The sequence below is a fragment of the Mesorhizobium sp. Cs1299R1N3 genome, from assembly GCF_037179625.1.
GTDB classification, from domain to species: domain Bacteria; phylum Pseudomonadota; class Alphaproteobacteria; order Rhizobiales; family Rhizobiaceae; genus Mesorhizobium; species Mesorhizobium salmacidum.
The window spans coordinates 1-22782 of the sequence record NZ_JAPYKQ010000026.1; the positions used below are offsets into that span (position 1 = coordinate 1).

Genomic DNA, 22782 nt, shown 5'->3' on the forward strand with positions numbered 1-22782 from the left:
TCGCGAAGATCATTGGAAAGAGGTCGAGTCATCAGATGCTGGCCTCCATTCCAGCCAGCATCTTGAATCACAAAACCGACTGATCCGGAATCCCTTCGATTCCATCAACTCGTGAACCGCTCTAGCTTGATGAGCATATTGACGATACCGGTCAATTGGCGGCGGTGTCCAGTCAGGACTGGGACCTTCCGAGTGCAAGGAATCGCTCTTGCGCGACCAAGGCTTGCTTCTCACGCCCCTCGGGGCACCCTTACTCTTGTTTGGGGGCCAGGGGCGATCGGCATCCGCGTAGTTAGGATTGAACGCGATTGTGCGCCGGTCTTCCTTGCGTCTCAACCGCGAACTGCAACGCATCGACGGCGCTGGGAAACTCGATCAACAGACTGTCGCCCGCGGTGCCGACCAGCCGACCCTTGAATTGCGCGATCTTTGGATCGATTACTTCGGCGCGCAGTGCTTATAGATGGAAGAGAGTCCCGGCCTCCTCGGCCCGCATCAAACGCGAGTAGCCAGCTACGTCCGCTGCCAAAACCGCCACAAGCTTTCGTTCCGGACGCGCCACGATGCCTCCGTCAGTTGCTATAGCGCAACTAGCCACCAGAGAGCATCCGCTTTAGCGCCAAAAGGCTTGGCGGATGGAGATCGCTTTCAAGGCGGCCGTCATCGGAGGGGGTACCCAGCGGCCGGCCCACTGAGCCATGCATGTCGATGAAGAAGGCCGCCCGTTGTGAGGAAAAGATGCCGTTGAAGCGTGAAATCTCGCTCCCTTGTTCGGCTGGTGTGATCGGTCGACCTGACCCAACGACTTCCTGCTGCAGAAGGAACCGAAGCGGCGCGGCATCGTTGATCCTTAACATCAAGTCGCAGACGGGGGCTTCAAGTCTGGCTGACGAACTTGACGCTTTCGATGGACCGATTTTATGGCTGGCAGCGCCATCGACCCAGGCTCGCCATCGCAGAGTGTGGCGCCATCACCTGTGGAGACACAACTGGCGCTTGGAGACATGGCCCGCGCCAACGCTGGCGGTCGTCTTTGGGTCATCGCCGCTGCGGTTCCGCTCCTGTTCATGATCAGCGGGCTTGTCATTCGGTATGCTGCATTCCAATCAGTCTCGGCCATACCAGGCTTCGAAGCTTATGCGCGTGCGCTCTGCAGGTGGGACTGCGCGTGGTATGTGGACATTTCCGAACACGGCTACGAGCGTTTTCCCATTCCAGGCCAAAGCAACGTCGGACGCTGGGGCTTCTTTCCATTGTATCCCATGCTCGTGACGACTCTTAGGTTTGCTTTCCCTTTTTCCACGATTCTGATCGCGACGATCACCTCGATTGCATGCAGCTACGCCGCCTGCATTGTGGCATGGCCACTTCTGGAGAAGAACATGCGCGCTTATATACTGTATTGCGCATTCCTGCTTAGCGGCCCGTTCTCCTTCCACTTCACCACGTTCCTTACCGAACCTCTATTCGTGCTCCTGACGTCGTGCGTCTTTTTGGCACTCAAGCGATCCAACTACCTGGCCGCTGGCGTTTCATGCGCTTTGCTGTCGGCAACGAGGCTGGTCGGGGTCCTTGCTGTGTTTGCAATCGTCATCCAAATGTTCGAGCAGCACCGCCAGCAGGGCGGGTCGGCGGTGTCTTTCCCGCGATGGGTGCTTGGTCGTCCGGATATGCTCGTAGCTATCTTCATCTCGCCCGCCGGCTTGTTTGCTTACATGCTCTTTTTGTATCTCACTGTCGGGGACGGGTTTGCGTTCATGCACGTCCAGCGCGCGTTTGGGCGGGTTGCTGGCGATCCGCTCCTTTTTCTATGGGACGGTCTCGCTGCTGTGCCGACAAAAGGATGGCTGCCCACGGCGCCGCAATGGAGCGCGCTCGCAGCGATCATAGGGCTGACCCTATCGGTCGTTCTGGCGGCTCGCAGGCGATATGGCGCTGCGCTCTTCTGTGCGAGCAGCATCATCCTGCCGTTGATCACCAACCTGGCTTCCATGGTTAGATACGTCATTGGGCTTGCGCCGCTGATGATGTTGATTGCCGAGCTGCTGTCGGTATCGAAGCTGACTTATCTCGTGATTTTGGCTCTTTTCCTGAGCGCATGTTATTTCATGACTTTGGCGTGGATTGGAGGCTATCTTGCCCTGGTCTGACAGCCTGTCACCCTATGGCCGTGCTGCCTCGACTGGCGGCTACGCGCTGGCGTTGGTTCTGGCCGTGTCCGAGATCATCATCCTCGCACTCGCTCTCAATCCAGATGTCAACGCCGATTATCGGGCCTATTACATCGATCGCACGACGACCTGCCTCAATCGCGATGCGGTTGGCAGCTACACTCCTAGCCAGACGGTATCGTTTCGGTCCGACGGCGCCAAACAAGCAGTCGGCATGATGGTCTGCGGTTGGTCGGGCCCGGTAGCCGACGGAACCCATTCGCTGGGCGAGACCTCTCGGTTAAGACTGAAAATACCTTCGCTTCGCGACGGGCTAACGGCAACGCTACAAATGTCCGCCGTCATTCGTCCACCACAGACCACTCAAAGGGTAATGATCTCGGTGAACGGAGTTCGGGTACACGAGGTAACACTGTCGAGCAAAGACCCGACGACGATCTCGTTCGCAATCCCGCACGCAGCGTTTGCCAGCGCAAAGGTACTCGAAGTGACTTTCGATTATCGCGACGGGATTCCGCCAAGCCCGGCCGCCAGCAAGATCTACAAACGCGCCATTAAATTGGTATCGTTTCGGCTGGACGCCGGCTAGAGCACTTCGCCGTTTTGCGGAAGCGATGAAGTGCTCTAACTCTTTGATTTGACGCAATTCCGGACGGAAACGCCCCTTCACAATTTTCTGGAGTTGCCCTATTTCAGCAGCACAACAGTTCCGTGATTATCTCATGTGCCTGTACCTCCCGGATGGAGGACAGCCAGCGTTGGCAATAGTTCGGGAAGTCGCGTGCCTCCTCGCCGCTGGCCGGCAGCCAATCGCGACAAGGTAGAGCGCGGCGGCTCGAGATCATTGCAGCACTGCGCAGCGTCCGCCGGGGTCACGCCAGCTTTCATTTGCGCGTCGTTCGCCTCGATCGGCTGATCGGTCCGGGACGCAGGGCTCCCTTTCGGAACGGAAGATCAATGAAAGTAGGGCTTGTCTGCGGCGACAAACCATTCGCTTTGCGCCAGGCCCTGAACCGCTTGAAGGTGTCTTCGAGCGTCACCGGTCCCCGCGATGCTCGATGATCACCACCGGCGTAGGTGGCACATCACGGATCGTTCCTTGCGTTGGAAGCCGTGATTCAGCAAGCGGCTTTGGAGCAGTTCATCGTTTCCGCGAAACGGTGAACTGCTTTAGTACAAATCTTTCTGGCGGATCACCCATCAGCCATCGCCGGACTGATCGGGAATGTGTTCTGCAAAGACCCATCGGTCGAGCACGACGAAATTGATCGCGGGCACGAGCAAGCAGGTAATCATGATGGGAAAGATGAGCGGCAGGCCCAGCTTCGCCGTCAAAAGCGCCGGCGCGCCATAGGCGATAGCCAAGCCGATCGCCGCCAGCAAGAGAAAACGCGGAGCCTCTGATCTATGCGACCCGCGCGATATGAAGGTTACTGACCTGTGCGCGAGATAGGAAAACAACGCCGCGGCTGCGTAAGCTGCAAGGGACGCTCGGACGGGGCTGAAGCCGAACTGTTCCGATTTGACAAAGGCGGCTGCCAAGGCGGCATACAGGATTGTGGCGACGATGCCGACCAGGCCGAAGCGCGCCAGAAGCTTTAGGGCGGCGGCGCCGGCAGACCGATGCTCAGACAAGCCCGCTACACGCATACTGGGCTCCAAGCGGCAGCAGCGCCAGGGCACGTTCAACCTTTCTGGCGAACCCGCCGGCCGACGGGAGCAGCAGGAAGTGCTCGGATCGAACCTCCCTAAAGCCTGCTTGGCGAAAGAGGGCCGCTGCTGTGACCGCGTTGAGCAGGACCGCGTCTTGGTCGAACGGACACCGGACCACCGCCAGACGCGTCAGCGGATTATAGGGATTGTGCTCGATGATGCAGGCGACGCCGCCTTGCCGCACGACGCGTCGCATCTCGCGAAAAAAATCGAGCCAGGATGCGGGCGAAACATGATGAACAACACAACTGGCAAAAGCCAAGTCGAACACGCAGTCGTCATAAGGCAGGCTTGTCGTGGTGCATGTTCTATAGACGACGCCCGGATTGTCCTCGCTGGCGCGCTGGATCGACCCTTGCGAGACGTCGCAGCCATCCAGGCGCTCGAAAGCGCCCTCTAGATAAGGATGGAGCGAACCGACACCGCAGCCGACATCAAGCGCCCGCACCATGGCTCCCCGGCGACGAAGTCCTCGCTCGGCGACTAGGCGCCGCAGCAGGTCGGCCTTTGCGACCAAAAAGAAATCATGCTTGAGTCCCGAAAAGCGGATCGACCCATCGATCGTCTCTGCATAACTGGATCTATAGCTGTCGAAGAGTTCGGACACTGGGAGCGACTCCGTTCTTGGGCTTGCGAAATGATCTCCGGCGCCCATCAGCGATGGCACGCACCGGCTCGTCGAAGCCGGTAAGCCGATTGATCACGTAAAGAGGGCGGCGTTTCACCTCGGCGTGGATGCTACCGACATAGAGGCCGACCACGCCGGTCATGAAAAGATTGATGCCACACAGGAACGATACGATCACCACGGTGGACGTCCAGCCGGCAATGACGCCGGTTCCAAAAATCCAGGCGAACACGGCATAAGCGCCAAAGGTCAGCGCAAGTGCGGAAATGGCCGATCCGCCCCAAAGCGCAAAGTGGAGCGGCTTTTCCGAGAAGCCGACAACGGCGTGGACGGCAAGGTGCATCATCTTCCAGAAAGGGTATTTGGTCTGGCCGATGGTCCTCGGGGGGCGTTCGAATTGCACCGCCGCTTGCTTGAATCCCATCCAGCCGAACATGCCCCTGACGAAGCGATCATGTTCAGGCATGTGTCTGAAAACATCCAGCGCATGGCGGCCGACCAGGCGGAAGTCCCCGACGTTGCGCGGGATGTTGACCGGCGTCATCTTTTCCAGGAAACGGTAGAAAAGATCGGCGCTAAGCCGCTTGAACCTGGATTCGCCCTCTCGCTTGACACGGCGGGCATAGACGATCTCGAAACCTTCCTTCCACTTTGCTACGAGATCAAGAACGACCTCCGGTGGATCTTGCAGGTCTGCATCCATGACGATGACGGCATCCCCCGCAGCAGCATCCATGCCAGCCGTGATCGCAATCTGGTGTCCGAAATTGCGGGAAAGCTCGATAAGCCGGAAGCGAGGTTCGGCGGTGACCACCCGCCGAAGGTATTTGACGCTGCCGTCATGACTACCGTCATCGACAAAAATCGCCTCGGTCTCTCCGTCCAGCCGACTGATCAGTGACCTGATCCGTTCGATCAGTCGCGGCAGCACTTGTTCTTCATTATATATCGGCAGGACCAGCGAGTAGCGCGGCGACGCGTTCACTCCCGTCCCGACGCTTTGGATCACAGAGGCTCGCATGCGGATGAAAATGAAAGGGCCGCACCAAAGTTCCATAAGGCATAGCTAATTTAGGAAATTTAGATATTGCCGAACCGCCTGAGGCAACCACAAGATCTTTAACCCGCGAGACCGCCGTCGCGATGTTCAACGGCATGAATGATCGCTTCATAAACGCTACCGATCTCTTCATCGATCTCCTGAATTGGGATGCCTTCGACGGCGGCGGCCCGCAGGGCCTGGTCTGCCATATCGGTCACAAGCCGGCCCGGCTCGTCGGTTGGCCCTTCCGGCATATGTTCGGAAATCCATTTGTATAGAAAGTCGGCACCGCGGGTGCTCATGGCAGTTTCTGGATAACGACCTCTGTCTGTTACCCATCCTAGGTTTGTCTCGGCAGATGTCAGGCCTTTCGAAATAGCCTCGGGCGAGGTGACGTTTCACCCTCTTGGGGTTGCATGTCTACCCTGTGTTCGTTGACGGGCGTTCCGCGCTTCCAGCCGGTATAGAGAGAGCAGGCAGCAGCGAAGGAAAGTGGCGAGGGTTCGCAGTTTTTCGCGCATTGCCGTTCAGCGGCACCGCGATGGAATAATCGCGGTGCCGCGCACAGCTAGCAGTTCGCGTCAGTCTGCGGATCGCACGCCTTGTTTTTTTGCTTCTGTGGCTTGGGCTTGGCCGCCTGCTCGGGCTCGGCCTGCTGCGGCTCGGCGGCGGGCTGCTTCTTGGCCTTCGGCTTCTCAGGCTTGGCCGCCTGCTCGGGCTCGGCCTGCTGCGGCTCGGCGGCGGGCTGCTTCTTGGCCTTCGGCTTCTCAGGCTTGGCCGCCTGTTCCGGCTCGGCCTGCTGCGGCTCGGCGGCGGGCTGCTTCTTGCCCTTCGGCTTCTCAGGCTTGGCCGCTTGCTCCGGCTCGGCCTGCTGCTGCTCGGTGGCCGGCTGCTCCTTGGCCTTCGGCTTCTCAGGCTTGGCCGTTTTGCCGGGCTCGGCCTGCTGTTGCTCGGTGGCCGGCTGCTCGCCGACCTTTGGCTTCTCAGGCTTGGTGGTGCCTTCGGGCTTAGCCTGCTCGGTCGTTGCAGCGCCTTCGGTCGGCTTCGATTTCCGGCTAGCCTGAACCTGCTTTACCTCGTCAGTGTCTTTGAGCTTGGCTGGTTTGGCCTTAGGGTCGGCTTTCACCTCACCTTCAAAGACAGCGACCGTATTGTTTTCCAGTTTGCCGGACTGCTCGAGCGCGTCGGTCTTGCTAACCTTGACGGTAGTCACCTTCTGGTTCGTCTCTTTTTCGATCACATCGACATTAATGATTTTGTTGATCACCACATTGTTCTGGATCGTCACGTCGCCGGCCGGCTCGGCCGCCTCGACGATGCGCACAAACTCCGGCTCATCACGGATAACGACGGTAGAAATGTCGGCAGCAAGGAATTCGCGGGTGGGGACCACAACCCAGTAATAATCAGGCGTCGTGTCGAAGGTCACCTCGATTGAGATCAAATCCGGATCGCGGCGCGGCGGCAGCGGAGCCCAAATCATGTGCTCCCTGTCACGACGCCAACTCACCCATGCTGGCGCCCAACGAGTGCCCGGAACCCAGTACCAGCCGATATCGTCGGCATAGCCCCACCGGCCGTAATGGTACGTCGCCCAGCCGAATGGCTCGTCGGATACCCACAGCCAGCCATACTGATCGGTATAGGCCCAGTGTCCAACGGTATACGGACGCCAATCGTCAGGTACATCAACCGGCACGAAAACGGACGCGCCGTGGTACGAAACCCAATCACCATGGGAAGACAGGTCTTCGTAGAATGTGCTGATCGAAACCTGGGTGGCAGCCATCGCCTCGGACACAAGCGACAATGGCATAATCGGGTTGGGAATCTCGACGACCGTGAGCAGACAGGCGGTTACGCCGCCCAGCATCAGTCGGACCGCATTTTGGGCAAGGACGCGTTTCATAACTTCCTCCGAAACAGGCGCCCTTCAACTTAGAAACTCGCCGGCTGTCGGATTGTTCCACCTTGCTAACGTTGCCCGCATCCCTCACACAACGGCTTGGCGTCGCACAATGATACTGGCAATCAATTGAGGCGGTGAACCTGGTCATCACCGCCGTCACAGATGCGTGCCGAAGACGCAATGGAACGGGAAGCGCTTTGCGCACCGGCCATCACGGTCGCCTGGGTTGAGCATGCCATAGAGTCATCCCGCGAGGTTGGGAGGTGTTTCTTGCACTCAACTACGAAACCCAGCGTCGCGCTGTGCCTCTTGTGCCACCGCGCAGGCAATTCCATCTGGCTAGGCATTGTTGCGCTGGGTTGGATGAACGAATGGCTGGTTTCAGGGAGACCGCAGGCGCTCGCGAGTGGCTTAGATGAGCGCAAACCCGCCGATTTTCCGCGCCCAAGATTGACCGGTTCGCGTCAAGAGCCAAGCTTTGCAGGCGACAATCGGTCTTAACATTGTGCTGATTAGACGGCGCGTCCCGAAATAGCTGGCCATTACGACCCTGAAGATCCGACCGGGGTTCATGGTTTGCCGGATCCGTGGTACTTTGAAAGCGTGTCCTAGCCCATGCATCACCTGGGTAGATCCGTATATGGCTGCCAATCGGGCAATCGCGTTCGCGATCGAGAATTGCTACGACGCCGCTTTCGAATTCGGGCGGTGGCCGGACGCGCTTCAAAAGCTTGCCGATGCCCTGGGTGCGACGAGTTGTGTTATCCGCGCCTGTGACGACACCCATCCTTTCCGGAGCGACCAGCGCAAGCGGACCACACAGACGCCGGATTCGACGGAACATGCTGAATTTTCGGCGCTCTGGCTCAACAACATCGAAGGTGCTCCCGATCCCCGTTGCGAGAGGTTGAGCCTGCTGGCGAAACCCGCAACCTGCTTCACCGTCGAGGACGAACTCACCACCCCCGAGGAGAGAAGGTTTCTCCCCTACTATCAGGAAATAGCTCTCCCTGGGCACCGTGAGTGGTGGGCAGCCGTCTACTTTGTGGTGAAGAAACACAGGTGGTTCCTGTCGATGTTCCGCGATGCCCGCAGCGGGGCCTTTGATTTGTCGGAGTCCGACCATTTCTTGCGCGTGGCGCCGGACCTGAGGCGGATCATCAGCCTGGCCGAGAAGATCTGGGAGATTTCGCTAGGCCCGACTCTGGCCGTCCTCGACCAATTCAATTTTGGCGCTGCGCTGCTTGATCACCGTGGCTGCCTGGTGCGTTGCAACGAGCATGCGGATGCTTTGTTCGGTTCCGGCCTTGTGATCCGCCATGGCCGCATCCACGCAGCCGATCGGGAGAGCGATACCCGTCTGCAGCGGATGATCGGGGCTGCCGTCTCAAGCGCACTGGACGGGCCGTTACTGGCTGATCCTGAAGTCATCGCCCGCGACGGATCGTTCTGGCTTCTAGCCGAGCTCGTGCCGATGACTTCATTCGTGCGCGACCTTTTCAATGGCGGCGACTTTCTGCTTTGCTTCACCGACCTTGTGAGGGAACGGGCGCCATCGGAACGGTTGCTCGGTCAAACATTTCAACTCACGGCGGCCGAAGCGCGACTGGCCTCAAGCCTGAGTTCGGGCGATGGTATCGATGCGGCGAGCGCCCGATTGGCGATTGGCCGCGAAACGGCGCGAACTCAACTCCGGGCGATCCTCGCCAAAACGGGAACGCATCGCCAGGCCGAGCTCACGGCGCTACTTTCGCGCTTGCGAACGCCTTCACGACCCTGAATGGCGTTCCTCACCCCATCGGGTGAAGCGCGCAGACGCTAGCCAACGCATACTTCCCCATCGGATCGCGAGATCGCGCCTGTGGCGCCGGGGGTAGTGCGGTTGGCAAAATCGTTTGGCCGGAAAATTCGACCCGTCCCGCCCAAGATGCGGCGGCCAGCAAGATCGTACCTCATGGCACTGGCGCTGATTGCCAGCTATCCCTGCTCACCATCGGCGGGGGCCGAACCCGGAACACTCGGCGTTGACCTTGAGCTGGTCCTTGCCGTGGACGTCTCATCCTCGATGAGCCTGTCGGAGCAACGGGTTCAGCGCGACGGTTACGTCAATGCATTTCGGCACGCGGACCTCGCGAGAGCCATAGGATTGGGCGCTCGTGGTATGATCGCGGTTTCGTATCTCGAATGGGCTGGGCCGAACTATCATCGCGTTCTCCTGCCCTGGACGATTATCGGTAGCTACGCAGACGCAAGACAGTTCGCCGACGCCTTGGCGATCGAGCCTATTAGCGCGCAACCAGGGACCTCCATTTCGGGCGCTATTCTGTCGGCGGGCGACCTGTTTTCACAGATCCGTACCGTAGCCGCGCGCCGGGTGATCGATATTTCGGGTGATGGTCCCAACAATGCCGGCCTGCCGGTCGCACCGATACGGGACAGACTGACCGGCTCCGGCATCACTATCAACGGCCTGCCCGTGTCGCTGCGGCGCGGTGGTTCCAATGCCTTTCAATCCTATGGCGCGCGCTATCTCAATCTTTATTACGAGCATTGCGTCATCGGTGGCCCAGACGCTTTCGTGATCGGGATTGACGACCTCAATCTGTTCGAAGTCGCAATTCGGCAAAAACTGGTTCGGGAGATCGCTGGCCTTGCCTCGCGACCCAGGCTCGCCTCCTATTTGGCAGGCAGCCCGGTGTTCGACTGCTCCATTATCGGAACCATCCCACGGTAGCCCACAGCCGTCCTCGACAGTTTACCGATCGGCATCTGGGAGAGACGATCACGACGTTCTGGGCCGGCCGAAGCTCCCCTGTCTGAGTCACAGCTCGGCGCGTTTGGCTCCAGAATTTGCTCGCTTGTCACTCGTGTTTTTGTACGCCGGAGGGTGGTCCGCTTCGAAAGCAAACAGCGTAGGCAACGCCTGATGTTGGCGCAACCGCAACCTCCAGTATGTCGCCAACATGTCTGCTTTCAGCCAGCGCCAGCGGATCACCTCAACGGCCGGAACCAGGCGCATTGCTGCCATTCGGTCGTGAACTCTCCGATGACCAAGCGGGTCAAATTTGCCTGTTTGTTGCTAGGTCATTTGCGTTCCAGACGCACGCCATGCCCGCCCCATTCTCTGGGATGAACTCAATACCGACAGGATCTGATGCATTGGGAACCGCTGCGTTGCGTATTATTCTAATCTTGGAGCGGGCGCCTCGCTCAAAATCGACTGCGGTAGGCCACATCCCTTCGCGGCGTCCGTCAATTCGTCTGTCTATTCGCCTTCCGTCGCGCTTACCTTGATTCCGCGCCGCTCGGCGTACTCGATCAATGCGAGTTCTATGACCGAGGTGATCGAGCGCCGTTCTGTTTCAGCAAGCTGTTGAGCCAACGCCAACACCGGCGGATCAAGGCGAGTGGTGAACGGCTTTTTTGTCATTTTCGCTCTACGGCTCGATATTTGATTTCAAAGGGCACATTGATATGCACGTGCAATGAACATGCATTGAACGTGCAGCGGCTGGCTAGAATGCGTCAACACTCCAGCCAGCCTGACTACAACCAAGCTGATTGGAGCTCGGATCATGGCTGATTCCGACAATACCATGACTTTGCCTTTCGTCACCCGCAGGCGACTGCTTGCGGGAGGGATGATCACATCCACCGCATTGGTGCTTGAGAAAAGTGCGCTCGCCGGCAACGCTGTTGCCACGAGTGCGCCGCCCGACCCAGCGCTAACACTTTGGCGGGAATGGCAGACAGCCTGCAAGCTGACGGAGCGGCTTTGCCGCAGGCAGCAGCGCCTGGAGACGAAGCTCGTCGAGATCGTCGGTTTTCCTTGTGCGACCGTCCGCCTGCCCGAGGGTGAGGACGTGATGGTTCACTCCATCAGGGCGCTCAATGAAGTGCTTGGCAAAGGACCGGATATGACGGCTCTGCGCGAGACAGCCGAGGCTGATTTCACGGCGCATCAGACACGCTGGGATGCTGCTGCCGAGGAGACCGGTTACACCGCCGCGCTCAGAGCCGAGCGCGAGGCTGGCGAGCGGGCGGGAGAACTTTTGGAAGCGCTCTCAACTACCCCCGCCACGACCCTCGCCGGGCGTGGCGGGCAAGCTCGATGCCGTGTTGCGCGAGGGCGAGGCCTGGGAGGATTGCTCCGAATTCCCCTGGCCGCAAATCCGCTCGGCGCTCAGCGATATGGTGCGCATTGCCGAGCAGAGGATGCCGGAACAGTTCTTTCCCGGCGAGCGGCGTCCCAAGCTCCGCAAGCGGCGGGCTGGCTGCTGTTTCCGCGCCTGAAGGACGAAGATGGAGGCGAGCTATCAAGATGCTTCCAACCCAAATTCCGGCTTCAGCCGAGCCCCTCGACTCGCAGCGAAGCATCTGCCTCCCGTCGCCCTTCGACCGGTAGGGAGTTGCCAGCACCGGACGCCTCCAACTGTGACACCGCCTTGAAAAAGGGACCCTGCTGAAGCCCCAGCGGCAGCGCAAGCCCTGTGGGGAAAGACACCGCGACTACAATCGCGTGGCGCGCTTTCTCGGCGCATTGCGACGGGCAGACAGAGGAGTTTCGATTCTGATTTCGGGTATTCACCGATCTTCAGGCGAGTTCGCCCGATTCCGAATCGCAAGCAGCGTCAGGGAAAGCTCGTCCATGCCCGTCCCAATAAGGGAGACTATGTCCGCCAAGGCAACTGCCTGCGGGCAGTTTTCGGCCCGGCGCACGCTTCGGACGCAGGCAAGGCTCCGGCACGAGCGATCCGGCGGTGTGCTACTCCGGCAATTCGTCGCCCTTGATCGACGCCTTCCCTTTGCCGGCCCGCTTCAGGATGTCCAGCGCCTTGGGTATGTCGGCACGGGCAGCGCGTTCCTGAAAGTAGCTTTCCGTGCGCAGCGCCGAAAGCTTCTCAGCGACTGCCACGTTAATAAACTGGTTAAGCGGCACGCCTTCGCTCTCCGCCACCTTGCGGGCCTCATCGAGAAGCGAGAGCTGAAGCCGCAGCGCGAAATTGCTTCTCCTCATGTCTTTCTCTCCAATCGTCTTAGCGCCTCACCCGGCGACAGGACTATGATACCGAAGCGCTCGGCCACCTTGCCGAAGTCGCGCAGGTTGAACGTCACTATAGCCTCCGCCCGTCCGTTTACCGCAGCTTCCAGCACCATGTCGTCGTCCGGGTCGCGAACGGCGGGTCGCCAAAGGAAGACAAGGCGAACCGGCTCGGCGACGGCCGCCACGGCATCCAGCAACACGTTCACGTCCTCAGCCGACAAGGCGGAAGCCTCAAGGTGCTCGGGCCTTGTCATGACCGCCTCGTATTCGATCATCAACGGCACCGAAGCGATGAGCGTCAGCCGGCGCTCCAAAGCTGCCACCAACAGTTGGCGTGAGGCGCCAGCGTCACTTCGGATCGCCGCCACCATGATCGCCGTATCGAGAAGCAGTCTCATGCAGCCATATTGGATATCGCGCGCGATATTGCAAGACGATCGAGCTTTTGGTAATCTGGCCTGGCTTCGGAATTCCAAATCGCAGTGCTCAAGTATTTGCACGCCACACTACGACAGCGCGGAAAACTTACTTGTCTTGATGATCATCACGCCGCTCAATGCCCGCGATCTTCGCGGAAGAGCGGGCATAACATGGTGGATGAGGCCAGACCTGGGAACGACAGCGCAGGCTATGATTACACGGCCGACATGTCGGCACGAGACATGGCTGAACGAGCCGTCCTGTCGATCGCCCGTTTGTTGGGTCGGCGGATTGCTCGGGAGCATTTCGGGGAATTGCCGCCGGCCAACGACAACAAAGCTCACCCTCTTGAGAAAGCATCGTCAGAAGGGGAGGATGGTGACGGCGGCGGAGATTAGCAAACAGAGGCAGAGGAGCGGTCCATGACCCGTGTCGCGCTGTACGCTCGTTACTCATCCGACAACCAGCGCGAAGCCTCTATCGAGGATCAGCTGCGGCTTTGCCGAGAACTCGCGGCCAGGGAGAAGTGGACTGTCGTTGGGACCTATGCCGACGCCGCCATATCCGGCTCAAGCATCATCCGTCGACCAGACATCCAGCGGCTTCTCGCCAATGCTCAAAGCGGGCAATTCGAGATCGTTCTAACTGAGGCACTCGATCGCCTATCACGCGACCAGGAGGACGTAGCCGGCCTCTTCAAGCGGCTACGCTTTGCTGGTGTCCGAATCGTCACTCTCTCCGAGGGCGCCGTAGACGAGCTGCACGTGGGCCTCAAAGGAACGATGAACGCGTTGTTCCTGCGCGATCTTGCCGCCAAAATCAGGCGGGGCCAAAGCGGCCGCATATTGAACGGCTACAACGCCGGCGGCCTCTCCTACGGCTATCGCGTGGTCAAAAAGCTCGATGAACGCGGCGAACCGATCCGCGGCCTGCGTGAGACCGATGAGATGCAAGCCGACGTCGTGCGTAGGATTTTTCGGGAGTTCGCGGCTGGGCAATCGGCACGCACGATAGCTGCAGGCCTCAACAAGGAAGGTATCCCGTCACCCTTTGGTGGTGCGTGGGGCGCCTCGACCATCAATGGCAATCTCAAACGGAGAAGCGGCTTTCTGTACAACGAAGCCTATATCGGGCTGCTCGTCTTCAATCGTATCCAAATGCGCAAGGATCCCGAGACTGGCAAGCGCATCTCGCGGCCGAATCCGCCGGAAACCTGGCAGGTCGTTGAAGTGCCGCATCTGCGTATAATTGACGATGAGCTGTGGGACGCGGTGCAAGCACGCAAGAAGCTTTATGGAGGCATGAAGCTCCATCACCGTCGACGGCCGAAGCACATGTTCTCTGGGCTTGTCCGGTGCGGCCACTGTGGCGCTTCTTATACGGTGAAGAACGGAGACCAGCTTGCTTGTGCCGCGCACCGTGAGAAAGGCACTTGTACCAACAACAGGACGATCCGTGTTGGCGAGCTTGAGAAGCGTGTGCTCGCTGGCATCCAGCGGCGCTTGCTGGCATCCAGCGGCGCTTGCTGGCCCCAGATGCCATTGCGGGTTTCCTTGCTGAATATCGTGCGGAGCATAAGCGACTGAACGCCATGAACCGCGAACGGCACAGGGAAGCCGAAAGGCGGCATGCCGGCATCGACCGGCAGATCACTAACATCGTCGATGCCATCGCTGACGGTGTCGCGACGACCAGCATGAAGTCGAAGCTGCTGGACCTCGAACGCGAAAAGGAGAATCTAGCCCGAGAGCTTCGGGCGATGGCGGCCGGTGAAAGCGTTGTGGAGTTTCATCCGGCAGCGGTGACGGTTTACCGTCGGCAGGTATGCGAGCTCCAGGACGCCTTGCAATCCGATGAGCGCGAGCGCCACGACGCGGCGAGGATCATCCGCTCGCTGGTCACGGGGATCGATATCATTCCGACGGAGGGTAGGGGACAGGTTGAGCTGAAAGTCCGCGGTGCGCTCGCGGAGCTTCTCAACCTGCCAAATCGTAAACCAGGAACAGCGCCTAACGCTGCATTGATGGTAGCGGGAGAGGGACTTGAACCCCCGACCCCAGGATTATGATTCCCGTGCTCTAACCAACTGAGCTACCCCGCCAGGGCGGCGACAGGCCCGAAATCCGCCTTAAATCGAAAGGCATTTCGAGGCGTTCGCCAAGGTCGCGCGGATATAAGGTTGGGAGGGCGAGCCTGTCAAGCTTCGATGCATTCGATATCGGCGCATATTCTCGATGGAGAAAAGCTTTGCCGCGCGAACAGCTGGTTGCAGCCGCCGGGGTTGAGTTCGACGGGGCACGTCGCTATGTCTCGGCCACGAGTTTTTAGAGTTTGAAACATATGAAGCCGCGCATTGCAGTCCTCGGTTGCGGATACTGGGGCTCCAACCATATCCGCACCCTCAAGGCGCTCGGCGCGTTGCACGCGGTCTCCGACACCAATCGTGCCCGCGCCGAAGGTTTCGCCAGCGAACAGGACTGCCTGGCGATCGCGCCGGACCAGCTGTTCGTCCGCGATGACATCGACGCCATCATCATGGCCTTGCCGCCGCAGTTCCATGCCGATCTTGCCGTGCGCGCCGTCGAGAACGGCAAGGACGTGCTGGTGGAAAAGCCGATCGCGCTGACGGTGCCGGATGCCGAGCGCGCGGTGCGGGCGGCCAAGGACAATGGCCGCGTCTACATGGTTGGCCATGTCCTGCGCTTCCATCCCGCCTTCGAGACGCTGAAAGGCTTGATCGACAAGGGCGAGCTCGGCGAGGTCCGCTACATCCATTCGCACCGGCTGGGGCTCGGCAAGTTCCATACCGAGAACGATGCGCTGTGGGACCTCGCGCCGCACGATCTGTCGATGATCCTGGCCATCACCGGCACCGAGCCGATCGAGGTGCGCGGCGAGGGGGCGGCACTCCTCGACAATCTCAGCGATTTCGCGCATCTGCACATGCGCTTTCCCAATGGCCTGCGCAGCCATCTTTTCACGTCGCGGCTCAACCCCTATCGCGAGCGGCGGCTGACCGTGGTCGGCACCAAGGCGATGGCGGTGTTCGACGATGTCGAGCCATGGGAGCGCAAGCTCGCCGTCTACCGCCACGCGGTGTGGCAGGACAGCGGCCAGTGGGCGTTCACCACCAATGAGCCGTCCTATGTCGCGGTTGCCCAGGGCATGCCGCTGACGCGCGAGCTGGAGCATTTCATCCAGTGCATCGAGACGCGCGCCGAACCACGCACCAGCGGCGAGGAAGCGATCAGGGTGCTGCGCATCCTGACGGCCGGCACCGTCACCCACACCAAATCCACATCCTGAGGGAGGGCCGCGTCGTACCTCTGATGCGACGGGCAGGGAGAGCTACTCGGCGGGAACCTGCGCCGGCTTCGCGGCGAGCCGGCTCAGCATCGCTTCGGCTTCGGCGCCGCGCTCGGAGCGCACGATGAAGCCGCCGCCGAAGACGCGGGCCTCGTTGCCGTCGTCGGAATAGAGCACGCAGGCCTGCCCGGGCGCGATGCCCGACTCGCCATCGGCCAGCTCGACCGAGGTCACGCCTGCCTCGTGGCGCAGCACGGCCGGCCGTGGCGGCCTGGTCGAGCGCACCTTGGCGAACAGCTCGATGCCGCCGGCGGGAACATCGGCGAGCGCGCCGTCTCCCAGCCAGTTCATGTCGCGCAGATAGATCTTGTGCGTTTCCAGCGCCTCGCGCGGGCCGACCACGACACGGGCGCGCTCGGCGTCCAGATGGACGACATAGAGCGGCTCGCCGGACGCGATGCCGATGCCACGGCGCTGGCCGATCGTGTAGCGCAGAATGCCCTCGTGGCGGCCGAGCACGCGGCCGTCGATATGGACGATGTCGCCCGGGTTGGCGGCAGCCGGCTTCAGCTTGGCTATGATGTCGGAATATTTGCCCTGCGGCACGAAGCAGATGTCCTGGCTGTCCTGCTTGGCGGCGACCGTCAGCCCCATCTCCTCGGCGATGGCGCGAACCTGCGGCTTCGACAGGCCGCCGAGCGGAAAGCGCAGGTAGTCGATCTGCTCCTGCGTGGTGGCGAACAGGAAATAGCTCTGGTCGCGGTCGGCGTCGACCGGCCGGTAGAGGGCGCGGTGGGCGCCATTGGCCCCGGAGCGGATGTAGTGGCCGGTGGCCAGCGCGTCGGCGCCGAGATCCTTGGCCGTGGCCAGGAGATCGGCGAACTTGACCGTCTGGTTGCAGGAAACGCAAGGAATGGGCGTCTCGCCGGCGACATAGCTTTCGGCGAAGGGGTCGATGACCGCCTTGCGGAACCGCTCCTCATAATCGAGCACATAATGCGGAATACCCAGCGTCTCGGAGACGCGGCGGGCATCGTCGATGTCCTGGCCGGCGCAGCATGATCCGGCCCGATGCGTTGCCGCGCCATGATCATAGAGCTGCAAGGTGACGCCGACGACATCGTAGCCCTCGCGCTTCAACAGGCCGGCGACCACGGATGAATCGACGCCGCCCGACATGGCGACGACAATGCGGGTCTCTTCGGGACGTCTGGGAAGGTCGAGACTGTTCATGGTGCTTTCATTCTGCGGCAGCTCAAATGCCAATGTCGAGAATATAGGTCAAGCTTTCATGCGGCGCCAGCTTGCAGGACGACCCGCGGCGCGTGGCGGACGCTGTGAGTGGGTACATTCCTCCCGGCTAAAACAGGGTTTCCAGCCGGATATTTCAAATGCCCGCTAAAAGACTAACGCGGCGTTCACGATCCTTACCTAGTCATTAGGGTCTGCTTAGGCAATTTTTAAAGCTGTGGCGGTAACGTGGCGGGGATTGGGTCTTTGAGTTTTTTGTAGAGAGTACGATGACCGATCTGGTTAGACCTAGAGTCAAATACGTTATCGGGCCTGACGGCAGCCCTCTTACGATTGCCGATCTGCCGCCGACGAACACGCGTCGCTGGGTTATCCGGCGCAAGGCGGAAGTGGTTGCAGCGGTGCGCGGCGGACTTTTGAGCCTTGAAGAGGCATGCCAGCGCTACAAGCTGACCACGGAGGAATTCCTGTCCTGGCAAGCGTCGATCGACGAATACGGCCTTGCCGGGCTGCGCACCACGCGCATCCAGCAATACCGGCACTAGGCCGGTCTCACCACGATCGAAGGGCGCGGCTTGCCGCGCCCTTTTGCTTTCGGTGCCGCCGCTCAGACCGTCAGCGCTACCTTGCCGATTGGCCTGGTGGCGAGAAAGGCGTGGGCGGCTCCCGCCTGGTCGAGCGGAAAAGTCCTGGCCACGTGGACCGCAAGCTTTTGCGCGTCGATCAACCCGGCGAGCTCAACCAGGCCCTCTCGGTCGGGCACCACCGACATGCGCTCGACCCTGATATCGCGCGAACTGGCGTCGGCGCGCGTGGCGTCGTTGACGTTGAGCAATGATACCAGCACGCCGCCGGGCTTCAGCACCTTCAGCGAGCGATCGGCATGGTCGCCGCCCACCGGCTCCAGCACCAGGTCGATGTCGCTGATCTGGCTGGTGAAATCACCCTTGGTGTAGTCGATCACCTCATCGGCGCCGAGCTTGCGTACGAAGTCGAGCTTGCCCGGGCTGGCCGTGGCGACGACGTAAGCACCACGCGCCTTGGCGATCTGCACGGCCAGATGGCCAACGCCGCCAGCTCCGGCGTGCACCAGCACGCGCTGGCCTGATTTCAGTCCGCCATGACGGACAAGGCCTTGCCAGGCGGTGAGACCGGCCAGCGGCAATGCGCCGGCCTGGATGTGGTCCGCCCGCGTCGGCTTCAGCGCGATCTCATCGGCCGGCACGGCCGCCAGTTCGGCATAGGCCGCCGCCTGCTTGGGGAAGCGCGGCATGCCGAACACTTCGTCGCCGACCTTGAAGCTGGTAACGCCGGCGCCCAGTGCCTCGACCGTCCCCGAAATATCCCAGCCAAGGATGAAGGGTGGCTCGCCGAGCAGCGGATAGTTGCCCGCGCGCACCGCGCCATCGACCGGATTGATGCCGGCCGCCTTGACGCGGACCAGCACCTCGCCGGCCTTCGGCGTGGGATTGGGCAATTCGGCGGTGACAAGAACGTCGGGCCCGCCAACGGAATTCTGGGTTACGGCACGCATGAAATCTCTCCTGCTTGATTAGCGCCACTATCATTTGGAGAGTAAGGGCCTATTGTCCAGTATGCACCTTTTTGATATATAGGCACCTCATGGATAGTGATTGCGACTCCCCCCTCGGCTACGACGCGTTCCGGCGGACATGTCCGTCGCATACCGTTTTGGAGATGCTGGCCAGCAAATGGGTCTACCTGGTGGTCTGCGCGCTGCGCAACGGCCGGCAGCGCAATGGCGCGCTTGCCCGCAAGCTCGAAGGCATCACGCCCAAGATGCTGACCCAGACCTTGCGTGTGCTGGAGCGTGATGGCCTGGTGCGGCGAGAGGTCTATCCGGTCATTCCGCCGCGCGTCGAATATGAACTGACCGAGCTCGGCCTGAACCTGGCGGGACTGCTTACCCAGATCAGATCATGGGCGGAGCAGCATGCGCCCGATATCAAGGATGCCCGCGCAAGGGCGATCGCCGGAAACGAGGTGGACTGGGCGGCCTAGGTCTTGCGTGCCACCCGCGCTCTCGCGGCGGCCGCCGGCGCCGGAATTCAGGCTGTCGCCCAACAGGGTGCGCGCTTGTGCGCGCCAAATAGCGCCGATGTCGGCCGGTTCAGCCGATCATGGCGCTGCGGCCACCGGTTTCGGCCTCGCGAATCTTGGTATCGCGCGATTCCAGCATCTCAGCCTTGGAAAGCTCCGCTTCAGCTTCGCCGAGTAATGATTCGGCGGCGCTTCGCTGCTGGGCGAGGTCGCCTTGCGAGTTCCTGAGATTGTCGCGGCGCAGGCGCGCGGCCTTGGCGAAGGTCGGATAGGCGAAATGATTGATATCTGTGATGCCGGCTTTCTTTTCCTCGGCGGTGATCTGAAGCTCCAGTTCGACGGCCATGCGCTCGAACTCGGCGATCATCATGTCGAGTTGCAGCATCTGGCGACGCTTCTCATTCACCTGAAACTGTTTCAGCCGAACGAGGTTTTCACGTGACTTCATGATTCGGTACTCCCGGAAACGCACACCCGCACATATCGTCCAAACCACTTGGAAAGGCCCAAGCGCTGCCCGTATCCACCGGCTTTCCCCGCACTATAGGAAACAAAACCCTAAAGTTTTTTGCCGACGGTAACCATTCGTTTACGGGCATTGTTAATCATACGTGTCAGGGCTTAAGGCCGGGTAAAAATTCCGGCCGCCGAAGCGAAGCCGCGTCGATGAGTCCCTGGAGTCACTTAGTCCAGGTTATTAATGTGTCGCATTAGGAATTTTGGTCTGTGATTCGTTATTAGATTCAAGAGGGTGTAGAAAGGGGTTAAAAAATCTGATACCGTATTGGACGGGAAATTAGGTTTTGTTAACCATTCGATGGCAGCCTCTATACCAGGCAACCACTGCTCCGGGGCAGGACGGGTCGTGAAATGGTCCGGCGGCAGAAAAGGGGAATGAAATGCGTGTTCTGCTGATAGAAGATGACAGTGCAACCGCACAAAGCATCGAGTTGATGCTGAAATCGGAAAGTTTCAACGTCTATACGACAGACCTCGGCGAAGAGGGTGTCGATCTGGGCAAGCTCTACGACTACGACATCATCCTTCTCGACCTCAACCTGCCAGACATGTCCGGCTACGAGGTCTTGAGAACGCTTCGCCTCTCCAAGGTGAAGACGCCCATCCTGATCCTCTCCGGCATGGCCGGCATCGAGGACAAGGTACGCGGCCTCGGTTTCGGCGCTGACGACTATATGACCAAGCCGTTCCACAAGGACGAACTGGTGGCGCGCATTCATGCCATCGTGCGCCGCTCCAAGGGCCACGCCCAATCGGTCATCACCACGGGCGATCTGGTCGTCAATCTCGACGCCAAGACCGTCGAGGTCGGTGGCCAGCGCGTGCACCTCACCGGCAAGGAATACCAGATGCTGGAGTTGCTCTCGCTGCGCAAGGGCACCACCCTCACCAAGGAAATGTTCCTCAATCACCTCTATGGCGGCATGGACGAGCCGGAACTGAAGATCATCGACGTCTTCATTTGCAAGCTGCGCAAGAAGCTCGACGCCGCGTCCGGTGGCCAGAACTACATCGAGACCGTCTGGGGCCGCGGCTACGTGCTGCGCGAACCGGAAGACATCCGCGTCAGCGCCTGAGCGCGGTCGGCAGAGCTTTTCTTAAAAAACCTGGCCATGTGAACTGACCCCCGAAAGTTGGACGCAACCTTCGGGGGTTTTGCATTGTGGACTGATAATTATTTGTTTTTGCACCGCGAGACGGCGGACCGCCACGCGGTTTGCCTGAAATAGCTTCCGTTCAGGCAGCGATCTTCAAGGCGCGAAAGCGTTCGAGCAGTTGCGGGCGATTAAAGGGCTTCAAGAGATAACCCTGGGCGCCGGCGCGCTTGGCCCGCATGATCGCCGCGATATCGAGCTCGACCAGTGAGATCAGGATCTGCGGCCTGATCGGGCTTTCCATCGCGCGCAGGCGCCGGATGAGGTCGATCGCCTGCACGTCCGGCAGGGCGCCATCGATGACGATGATGTCCGGCATGTCGGCGGCGCACATCTCCAGTGCGTCAAGCCCGCTGGCTGCCTCGATGACCATCATGTCGGAACCGCCCAGGATGCGTTTTGCAACCTTCCTGATGACGCTTGAATCGTCGACGAACATGCAGCGTTTCATTTCCGGGTCCTCTTTGCCCTTGGACAATCCGGTCGTGCGGGGCATCTGCGGCGTAGCCTAGACCGATCTGGTAAAGAAGCCGAAAAGCCGTTAGGTAAAATTTTTGCAAAGATGCCGTTAGGCTAAATTTTCCTTGCGGATGCTTCGACGTTGCCGGCGTGTCAAAGGTCATCGCGCCCGATTGCCGTGTCAATAAAATATTTCAGATTGAAATACTTTGTTCGGTCGCGCTGCCGCGCCGATTTCAGACCACCGAAAGGACGATTTCTTCAGCCGTTGCATGGATCGAAATTGTCATGTTGGCCTCGCGGGCCAACAGCAGCGTGTAATAGGGCTGCACCGAATGAGCGTCGATCGGCTCCTCCGGCTTGTGACCGGAATGCAGTTCGAGGAATTTCGGCGGCACACGCAGCATCGGCCCGCTTGCCGAAAGCGAAAAACGCGGCTCGGTTTCGAGATTTTCGAGCGTCACCACCAGCTTGCCGCCGCGCGGAATGGCGGCATTGGCGACCAGGAGCAGGTTGAGCAGCAGCTTGACCTTGTTCTTGGGCAGCAGCGCGCGGATTCCATTCCAGACCAATTCCGGCTTTTCGTTCTTGAGGAAGGCGATGGCGACGGCCTCGGCATCTCCGGTGTCGATCATCATGCCCGCCGAGCCGGCGGCGCCGAAGGCGATCCGGGCGAACTGCAAGCGGGCCGAGGCGTTCTTTGCACTCTGGCGGATGAGCCGCATGGCGTCTTCGTCGGCGCCGCCTTCGTCGAGCAGTTCAAGCCCGTTATTGATCGCGCCGACCGGCGAGATGATGTCGTGGCAGACGCGGCTGCACAAAAGCGCCGCCAGGTCGGGAGCGGAAAGGGTGAACAGTTCGGCCATCGGCGAAATCCCTGCAAAATCTTCCAGTTCGTGGCCGAGCGATCGATCTTCGCGCCTGCCCACGCGAATCACGCTTCAACCCAAGGCTTTCTGAATACACAGCGCCCGCGCGTGCAGCAACAAATCCAAATTGTCGTCATGGCATATGGCGCATTCACGCAGGCTGCGTGTCCCCTTGAGCGGCCAAACAGCCTTCGAACCGCCATCTTCATGTGGGAGTTTAATGGTTGAAAAAGGAT

At 60.2% G+C, this 22782-nt stretch carries 24 protein-coding genes, 1 tRNA gene and 1 pseudogene; 10 read left to right on the plus strand and 16 right to left on the minus strand.

Features of this window, described 5'->3' with window-relative positions; all coding sequences use genetic code 11:
• Window positions 1-920: 920 nt before the first annotated feature.
• Both O7B34_RS29695 and O7B34_RS29700 read left to right on the plus strand, forming a co-directional pair.
• On the plus strand, window positions 921-2150 hold the full coding sequence (locus tag O7B34_RS29695) for a hypothetical protein (RefSeq protein WP_337138455.1): 1230 nt from the start codon (window positions 921-923) through the stop codon (window positions 2148-2150).
• On the plus strand, window positions 2137-2760 hold the full coding sequence (locus O7B34_RS29700) for a hypothetical protein (RefSeq protein ID WP_337149342.1): 624 nt from the start codon (window positions 2137-2139) through the stop codon (window positions 2758-2760). Before O7B34_RS29695 ends, O7B34_RS29700 begins: the two co-directional genes overlap by 14 nt.
• Before the next feature lie 103 nt (window positions 2761-2863).
• Here the strand turns inward: O7B34_RS29700 and O7B34_RS29705 are convergent.
• The 6 genes and pseudogenes from O7B34_RS29705 to O7B34_RS29730 all read right to left on the minus strand — a co-directional run.
• Window positions 2864-3264, minus strand: a pseudogene (locus O7B34_RS29705) (AraC family transcriptional regulator); the annotation flags it as partial.
• Between the two features lie 107 nt (window positions 3265-3371).
• Window positions 3372-3821, minus strand: a complete 450-nt coding sequence (locus O7B34_RS29710; protein ID WP_337149344.1) for a GtrA family protein — start codon at window positions 3819-3821, stop codon at window positions 3372-3374.
• Window positions 3799-4551: a class I SAM-dependent methyltransferase gene (locus O7B34_RS29715; protein ID WP_337149345.1), complete on the minus strand. Its 753-nt coding sequence runs from the start codon at window positions 4549-4551 to the stop codon at window positions 3799-3801. Before O7B34_RS29715 ends, O7B34_RS29710 begins: the two co-directional genes overlap by 23 nt.
• Window positions 4466-5533: a glycosyltransferase family 2 protein gene (locus O7B34_RS29720; RefSeq protein ID WP_337139014.1), complete on the minus strand. Its 1068-nt coding sequence runs from the start codon at window positions 5531-5533 to the stop codon at window positions 4466-4468. The genes O7B34_RS29715 and O7B34_RS29720 overlap by 86 nt, the downstream gene beginning before the upstream one ends.
• A 98-nt stretch (window positions 5534-5631) precedes the next feature.
• Window positions 5632-5856 carry a hypothetical protein gene (locus O7B34_RS29725; RefSeq protein WP_337138451.1) on the minus strand — a complete coding sequence of 75 codons (225 nt, stop codon included), beginning with the start codon at window positions 5854-5856 and terminating at the stop codon, window positions 5632-5634.
• A 266-nt stretch (window positions 5857-6122) separates the two neighbouring features.
• Window positions 6123-7463 carry a DUF6600 domain-containing protein gene (locus O7B34_RS29730; protein ID WP_337149346.1) on the minus strand — a complete coding sequence of 447 codons (1341 nt, stop codon included), beginning with the start codon at window positions 7461-7463 and terminating at the stop codon, window positions 6123-6125.
• 640 nt (window positions 7464-8103) lie between these two features.
• On the opposite strand from O7B34_RS29730, the gene O7B34_RS29735 reads away from it, so the two are divergent.
• Together O7B34_RS29735 and O7B34_RS29740 are read left to right on the plus strand one after the other, a co-directional pair.
• The gene (locus O7B34_RS29735) at window positions 8104-9243 is read left to right on the plus strand and encodes a helix-turn-helix transcriptional regulator (protein ID WP_337138449.1); all 1140 of its coding nucleotides are present in this window, start codon (window positions 8104-8106) and stop codon (window positions 9241-9243) included.
• Window positions 9244-9417: 174 nt separating this feature from the next.
• On the plus strand, window positions 9418-10197 hold the full coding sequence (locus O7B34_RS29740) for a DUF1194 domain-containing protein (RefSeq protein WP_337149347.1): 780 nt from the start codon (window positions 9418-9420) through the stop codon (window positions 10195-10197).
• Window positions 10198-10284: 87 nt separating this feature from the next.
• On the opposite strand, the gene O7B34_RS29745 is transcribed toward O7B34_RS29740, so the two are convergent.
• Window positions 10285-10491, minus strand: coding sequence for a hypothetical protein (locus O7B34_RS29745; protein ID WP_337149349.1), 207 nt, complete (start codon window positions 10489-10491; stop codon window positions 10285-10287).
• A 237-nt stretch (window positions 10492-10728) separates the two neighbouring features.
• Complete coding sequence (locus O7B34_RS29750; protein WP_337138446.1) at window positions 10729-10893, minus strand: hypothetical protein; 165 nt, start codon at window positions 10891-10893, stop codon at window positions 10729-10731.
• A 145-nt stretch (window positions 10894-11038) separates the two neighbouring features.
• Between O7B34_RS29750 and O7B34_RS29755 the strand changes: the two genes are divergently transcribed.
• Window positions 11039-11929: a hypothetical protein gene (locus O7B34_RS29755; protein ID WP_337149350.1), complete on the plus strand. Its 891-nt coding sequence runs from the start codon at window positions 11039-11041 to the stop codon at window positions 11927-11929.
• Between the two features lie 299 nt (window positions 11930-12228).
• On the opposite strand, the gene O7B34_RS29760 is transcribed toward O7B34_RS29755, so the two are convergent.
• A complete protein-coding gene (locus O7B34_RS29760; RefSeq protein WP_337138444.1) occupies window positions 12229-12480 on the minus strand; it encodes a toxin-antitoxin system HicB family antitoxin in 252 nt (83 codons plus the stop codon).
• On the minus strand, window positions 12477-12905 hold the full coding sequence (locus tag O7B34_RS29765) for a putative toxin-antitoxin system toxin component, PIN family (RefSeq protein ID WP_337138443.1): 429 nt from the start codon (window positions 12903-12905) through the stop codon (window positions 12477-12479). Before O7B34_RS29765 ends, O7B34_RS29760 begins: the two co-directional genes overlap by 4 nt.
• A 444-nt stretch (window positions 12906-13349) precedes the next feature.
• Between O7B34_RS29765 and O7B34_RS29770 the strand changes: the two genes are divergently transcribed.
• Complete coding sequence (locus O7B34_RS29770; protein ID WP_337149351.1) at window positions 13350-14513, plus strand: recombinase family protein; 1164 nt, start codon at window positions 13350-13352, stop codon at window positions 14511-14513.
• 438 nt (window positions 14514-14951) lie between these two features.
• Here the strand turns inward: O7B34_RS29770 and O7B34_RS29775 are convergent.
• Window positions 14952-15028, minus strand: a tRNA-Met gene (locus O7B34_RS29775).
• Window positions 15029-15267: 239 nt separating this feature from the next.
• Here O7B34_RS29775 and O7B34_RS29780 point away from each other — a divergent pair.
• The gene (locus O7B34_RS29780; RefSeq protein WP_337149352.1) at window positions 15268-16233 is read left to right on the plus strand and encodes a Gfo/Idh/MocA family protein; all 966 of its coding nucleotides are present in this window, start codon (window positions 15268-15270) and stop codon (window positions 16231-16233) included.
• 42 nt (window positions 16234-16275) lie between these two features.
• On the opposite strand, the gene mnmA is transcribed toward O7B34_RS29780, so the two are convergent.
• A complete protein-coding gene (gene mnmA / locus O7B34_RS29785) occupies window positions 16276-17466 on the minus strand; it encodes a tRNA 2-thiouridine(34) synthase MnmA (RefSeq protein WP_337149353.1) in 1191 nt (396 codons plus the stop codon).
• Between the two features lie 287 nt (window positions 17467-17753).
• On the opposite strand from mnmA, the gene sciP reads away from it, so the two are divergent.
• Window positions 17754-18029, plus strand: coding sequence for a CtrA inhibitor SciP (gene sciP / locus O7B34_RS29790; protein WP_006203587.1), 276 nt, complete (start codon window positions 17754-17756; stop codon window positions 18027-18029).
• Between the two features lie 62 nt (window positions 18030-18091).
• Here the strand turns inward: sciP and O7B34_RS29795 are convergent, their stop codons facing one another.
• Window positions 18092-19018: an NADP-dependent oxidoreductase gene (locus tag O7B34_RS29795; RefSeq protein ID WP_337149354.1), complete on the minus strand. Its 927-nt coding sequence runs from the start codon at window positions 19016-19018 to the stop codon at window positions 18092-18094.
• An 89-nt stretch (window positions 19019-19107) separates the two neighbouring features.
• On the opposite strand from O7B34_RS29795, the gene O7B34_RS29800 reads away from it, so the two are divergent.
• A complete protein-coding gene (locus O7B34_RS29800; protein ID WP_140770061.1) occupies window positions 19108-19506 on the plus strand; it encodes a winged helix-turn-helix transcriptional regulator in 399 nt (132 codons plus the stop codon).
• A gap of 109 nt (window positions 19507-19615) precedes the next feature.
• Here O7B34_RS29800 and O7B34_RS29805 read toward each other — a convergent pair whose 3' ends face one another.
• Window positions 19616-19993, minus strand: a complete 378-nt coding sequence (locus O7B34_RS29805) for a flagellar export protein FliJ (RefSeq protein ID WP_027146385.1) — start codon at window positions 19991-19993, stop codon at window positions 19616-19618.
• Between the two features lie 451 nt (window positions 19994-20444).
• On the opposite strand from O7B34_RS29805, the gene ctrA reads away from it, so the two are divergent.
• A complete protein-coding gene (gene ctrA / locus O7B34_RS29810) occupies window positions 20445-21140 on the plus strand; it encodes a response regulator transcription factor CtrA (protein ID WP_006203583.1) in 696 nt (231 codons plus the stop codon).
• Between the two features lie 160 nt (window positions 21141-21300).
• On the opposite strand, the gene O7B34_RS29815 is transcribed toward ctrA, so the two are convergent.
• Window positions 21301-21669 (minus strand): response regulator, encoded by a 369-nt coding sequence (locus O7B34_RS29815; RefSeq protein WP_337149355.1) that lies wholly within the window; start codon window positions 21667-21669, stop codon window positions 21301-21303.
• A 244-nt stretch (window positions 21670-21913) separates the two neighbouring features.
• A complete protein-coding gene (gene chpT, locus O7B34_RS29820) occupies window positions 21914-22543 on the minus strand; it encodes a histidine phosphotransferase ChpT (protein WP_027146387.1) in 630 nt (209 codons plus the stop codon).
• Window positions 22544-22782: the final 239 nt, after the last annotated feature.

Bases quoted from the DNA above. Each gene is read 5' to 3' on its own strand.
- O7B34_RS29770 (WP_337149351.1), top strand. From the start codon at position 13,350: ATGACCCGTGTCGCGCTGTACGCTCGTTACTCATCCGACAACCAGCGC.
- O7B34_RS29750 (WP_337138446.1), bottom strand. From the start codon at position 10,893: ATGACAAAAAAGCCGTTCACCACTCGCCTTGATCCGCCGGTGTTGGCG.
- O7B34_RS29725 (WP_337138451.1), bottom strand. From the start codon at position 5,856: ATGAGCACCCGCGGTGCCGACTTTCTATACAAATGGATTTCCGAACAT.
- O7B34_RS29760 (WP_337138444.1), bottom strand. From the start codon at position 12,480: ATGAGGAGAAGCAATTTCGCGCTGCGGCTTCAGCTCTCGCTTCTCGAT.
- O7B34_RS29740 (WP_337149347.1), top strand. From the start codon at position 9,418: ATGGCACTGGCGCTGATTGCCAGCTATCCCTGCTCACCATCGGCGGGG.
- O7B34_RS29745 (WP_337149349.1), bottom strand. From the start codon at position 10,491: ATGGCAGCAATGCGCCTGGTTCCGGCCGTTGAGGTGATCCGCTGGCGC.
- O7B34_RS29805 (WP_027146385.1), bottom strand. From the start codon at position 19,993: ATGAAGTCACGTGAAAACCTCGTTCGGCTGAAACAGTTTCAGGTGAAT.
- O7B34_RS29795 (WP_337149354.1), bottom strand. From the start codon at position 19,018: ATGCGTGCCGTAACCCAGAATTCCGTTGGCGGGCCCGACGTTCTTGTC.
- O7B34_RS29765 (WP_337138443.1), bottom strand. From the start codon at position 12,905: ATGAGACTGCTTCTCGATACGGCGATCATGGTGGCGGCGATCCGAAGT.
- O7B34_RS29815 (WP_337149355.1), bottom strand. From the start codon at position 21,669: ATGAAACGCTGCATGTTCGTCGACGATTCAAGCGTCATCAGGAAGGTT.
- chpT (WP_027146387.1), bottom strand. From the start codon at position 22,543: ATGGCCGAACTGTTCACCCTTTCCGCTCCCGACCTGGCGGCGCTTTTG.
- O7B34_RS29730 (WP_337149346.1), bottom strand. From the start codon at position 7,463: ATGAAACGCGTCCTTGCCCAAAATGCGGTCCGACTGATGCTGGGCGGC.
- O7B34_RS29735 (WP_337138449.1), top strand. From the start codon at position 8,104: ATGGCTGCCAATCGGGCAATCGCGTTCGCGATCGAGAATTGCTACGAC.
- O7B34_RS29780 (WP_337149352.1), top strand. From the start codon at position 15,268: ATGAAGCCGCGCATTGCAGTCCTCGGTTGCGGATACTGGGGCTCCAAC.
- ctrA (WP_006203583.1), top strand. From the start codon at position 20,445: ATGCGTGTTCTGCTGATAGAAGATGACAGTGCAACCGCACAAAGCATC.
- O7B34_RS29695 (WP_337138455.1), top strand. From the start codon at position 921: ATGGCTGGCAGCGCCATCGACCCAGGCTCGCCATCGCAGAGTGTGGCG.
- sciP (WP_006203587.1), top strand. From the start codon at position 17,754: ATGACCGATCTGGTTAGACCTAGAGTCAAATACGTTATCGGGCCTGAC.
- O7B34_RS29720 (WP_337139014.1), bottom strand. From the start codon at position 5,533: ATGCGAGCCTCTGTGATCCAAAGCGTCGGGACGGGAGTGAACGCGTCG.
- O7B34_RS29710 (WP_337149344.1), bottom strand. From the start codon at position 3,821: ATGCGTGTAGCGGGCTTGTCTGAGCATCGGTCTGCCGGCGCCGCCGCC.
- O7B34_RS29755 (WP_337149350.1), top strand. From the start codon at position 11,039: ATGGCTGATTCCGACAATACCATGACTTTGCCTTTCGTCACCCGCAGG.
- O7B34_RS29800 (WP_140770061.1), top strand. From the start codon at position 19,108: ATGGATAGTGATTGCGACTCCCCCCTCGGCTACGACGCGTTCCGGCGG.
- mnmA (WP_337149353.1), bottom strand. From the start codon at position 17,466: ATGAACAGTCTCGACCTTCCCAGACGTCCCGAAGAGACCCGCATTGTC.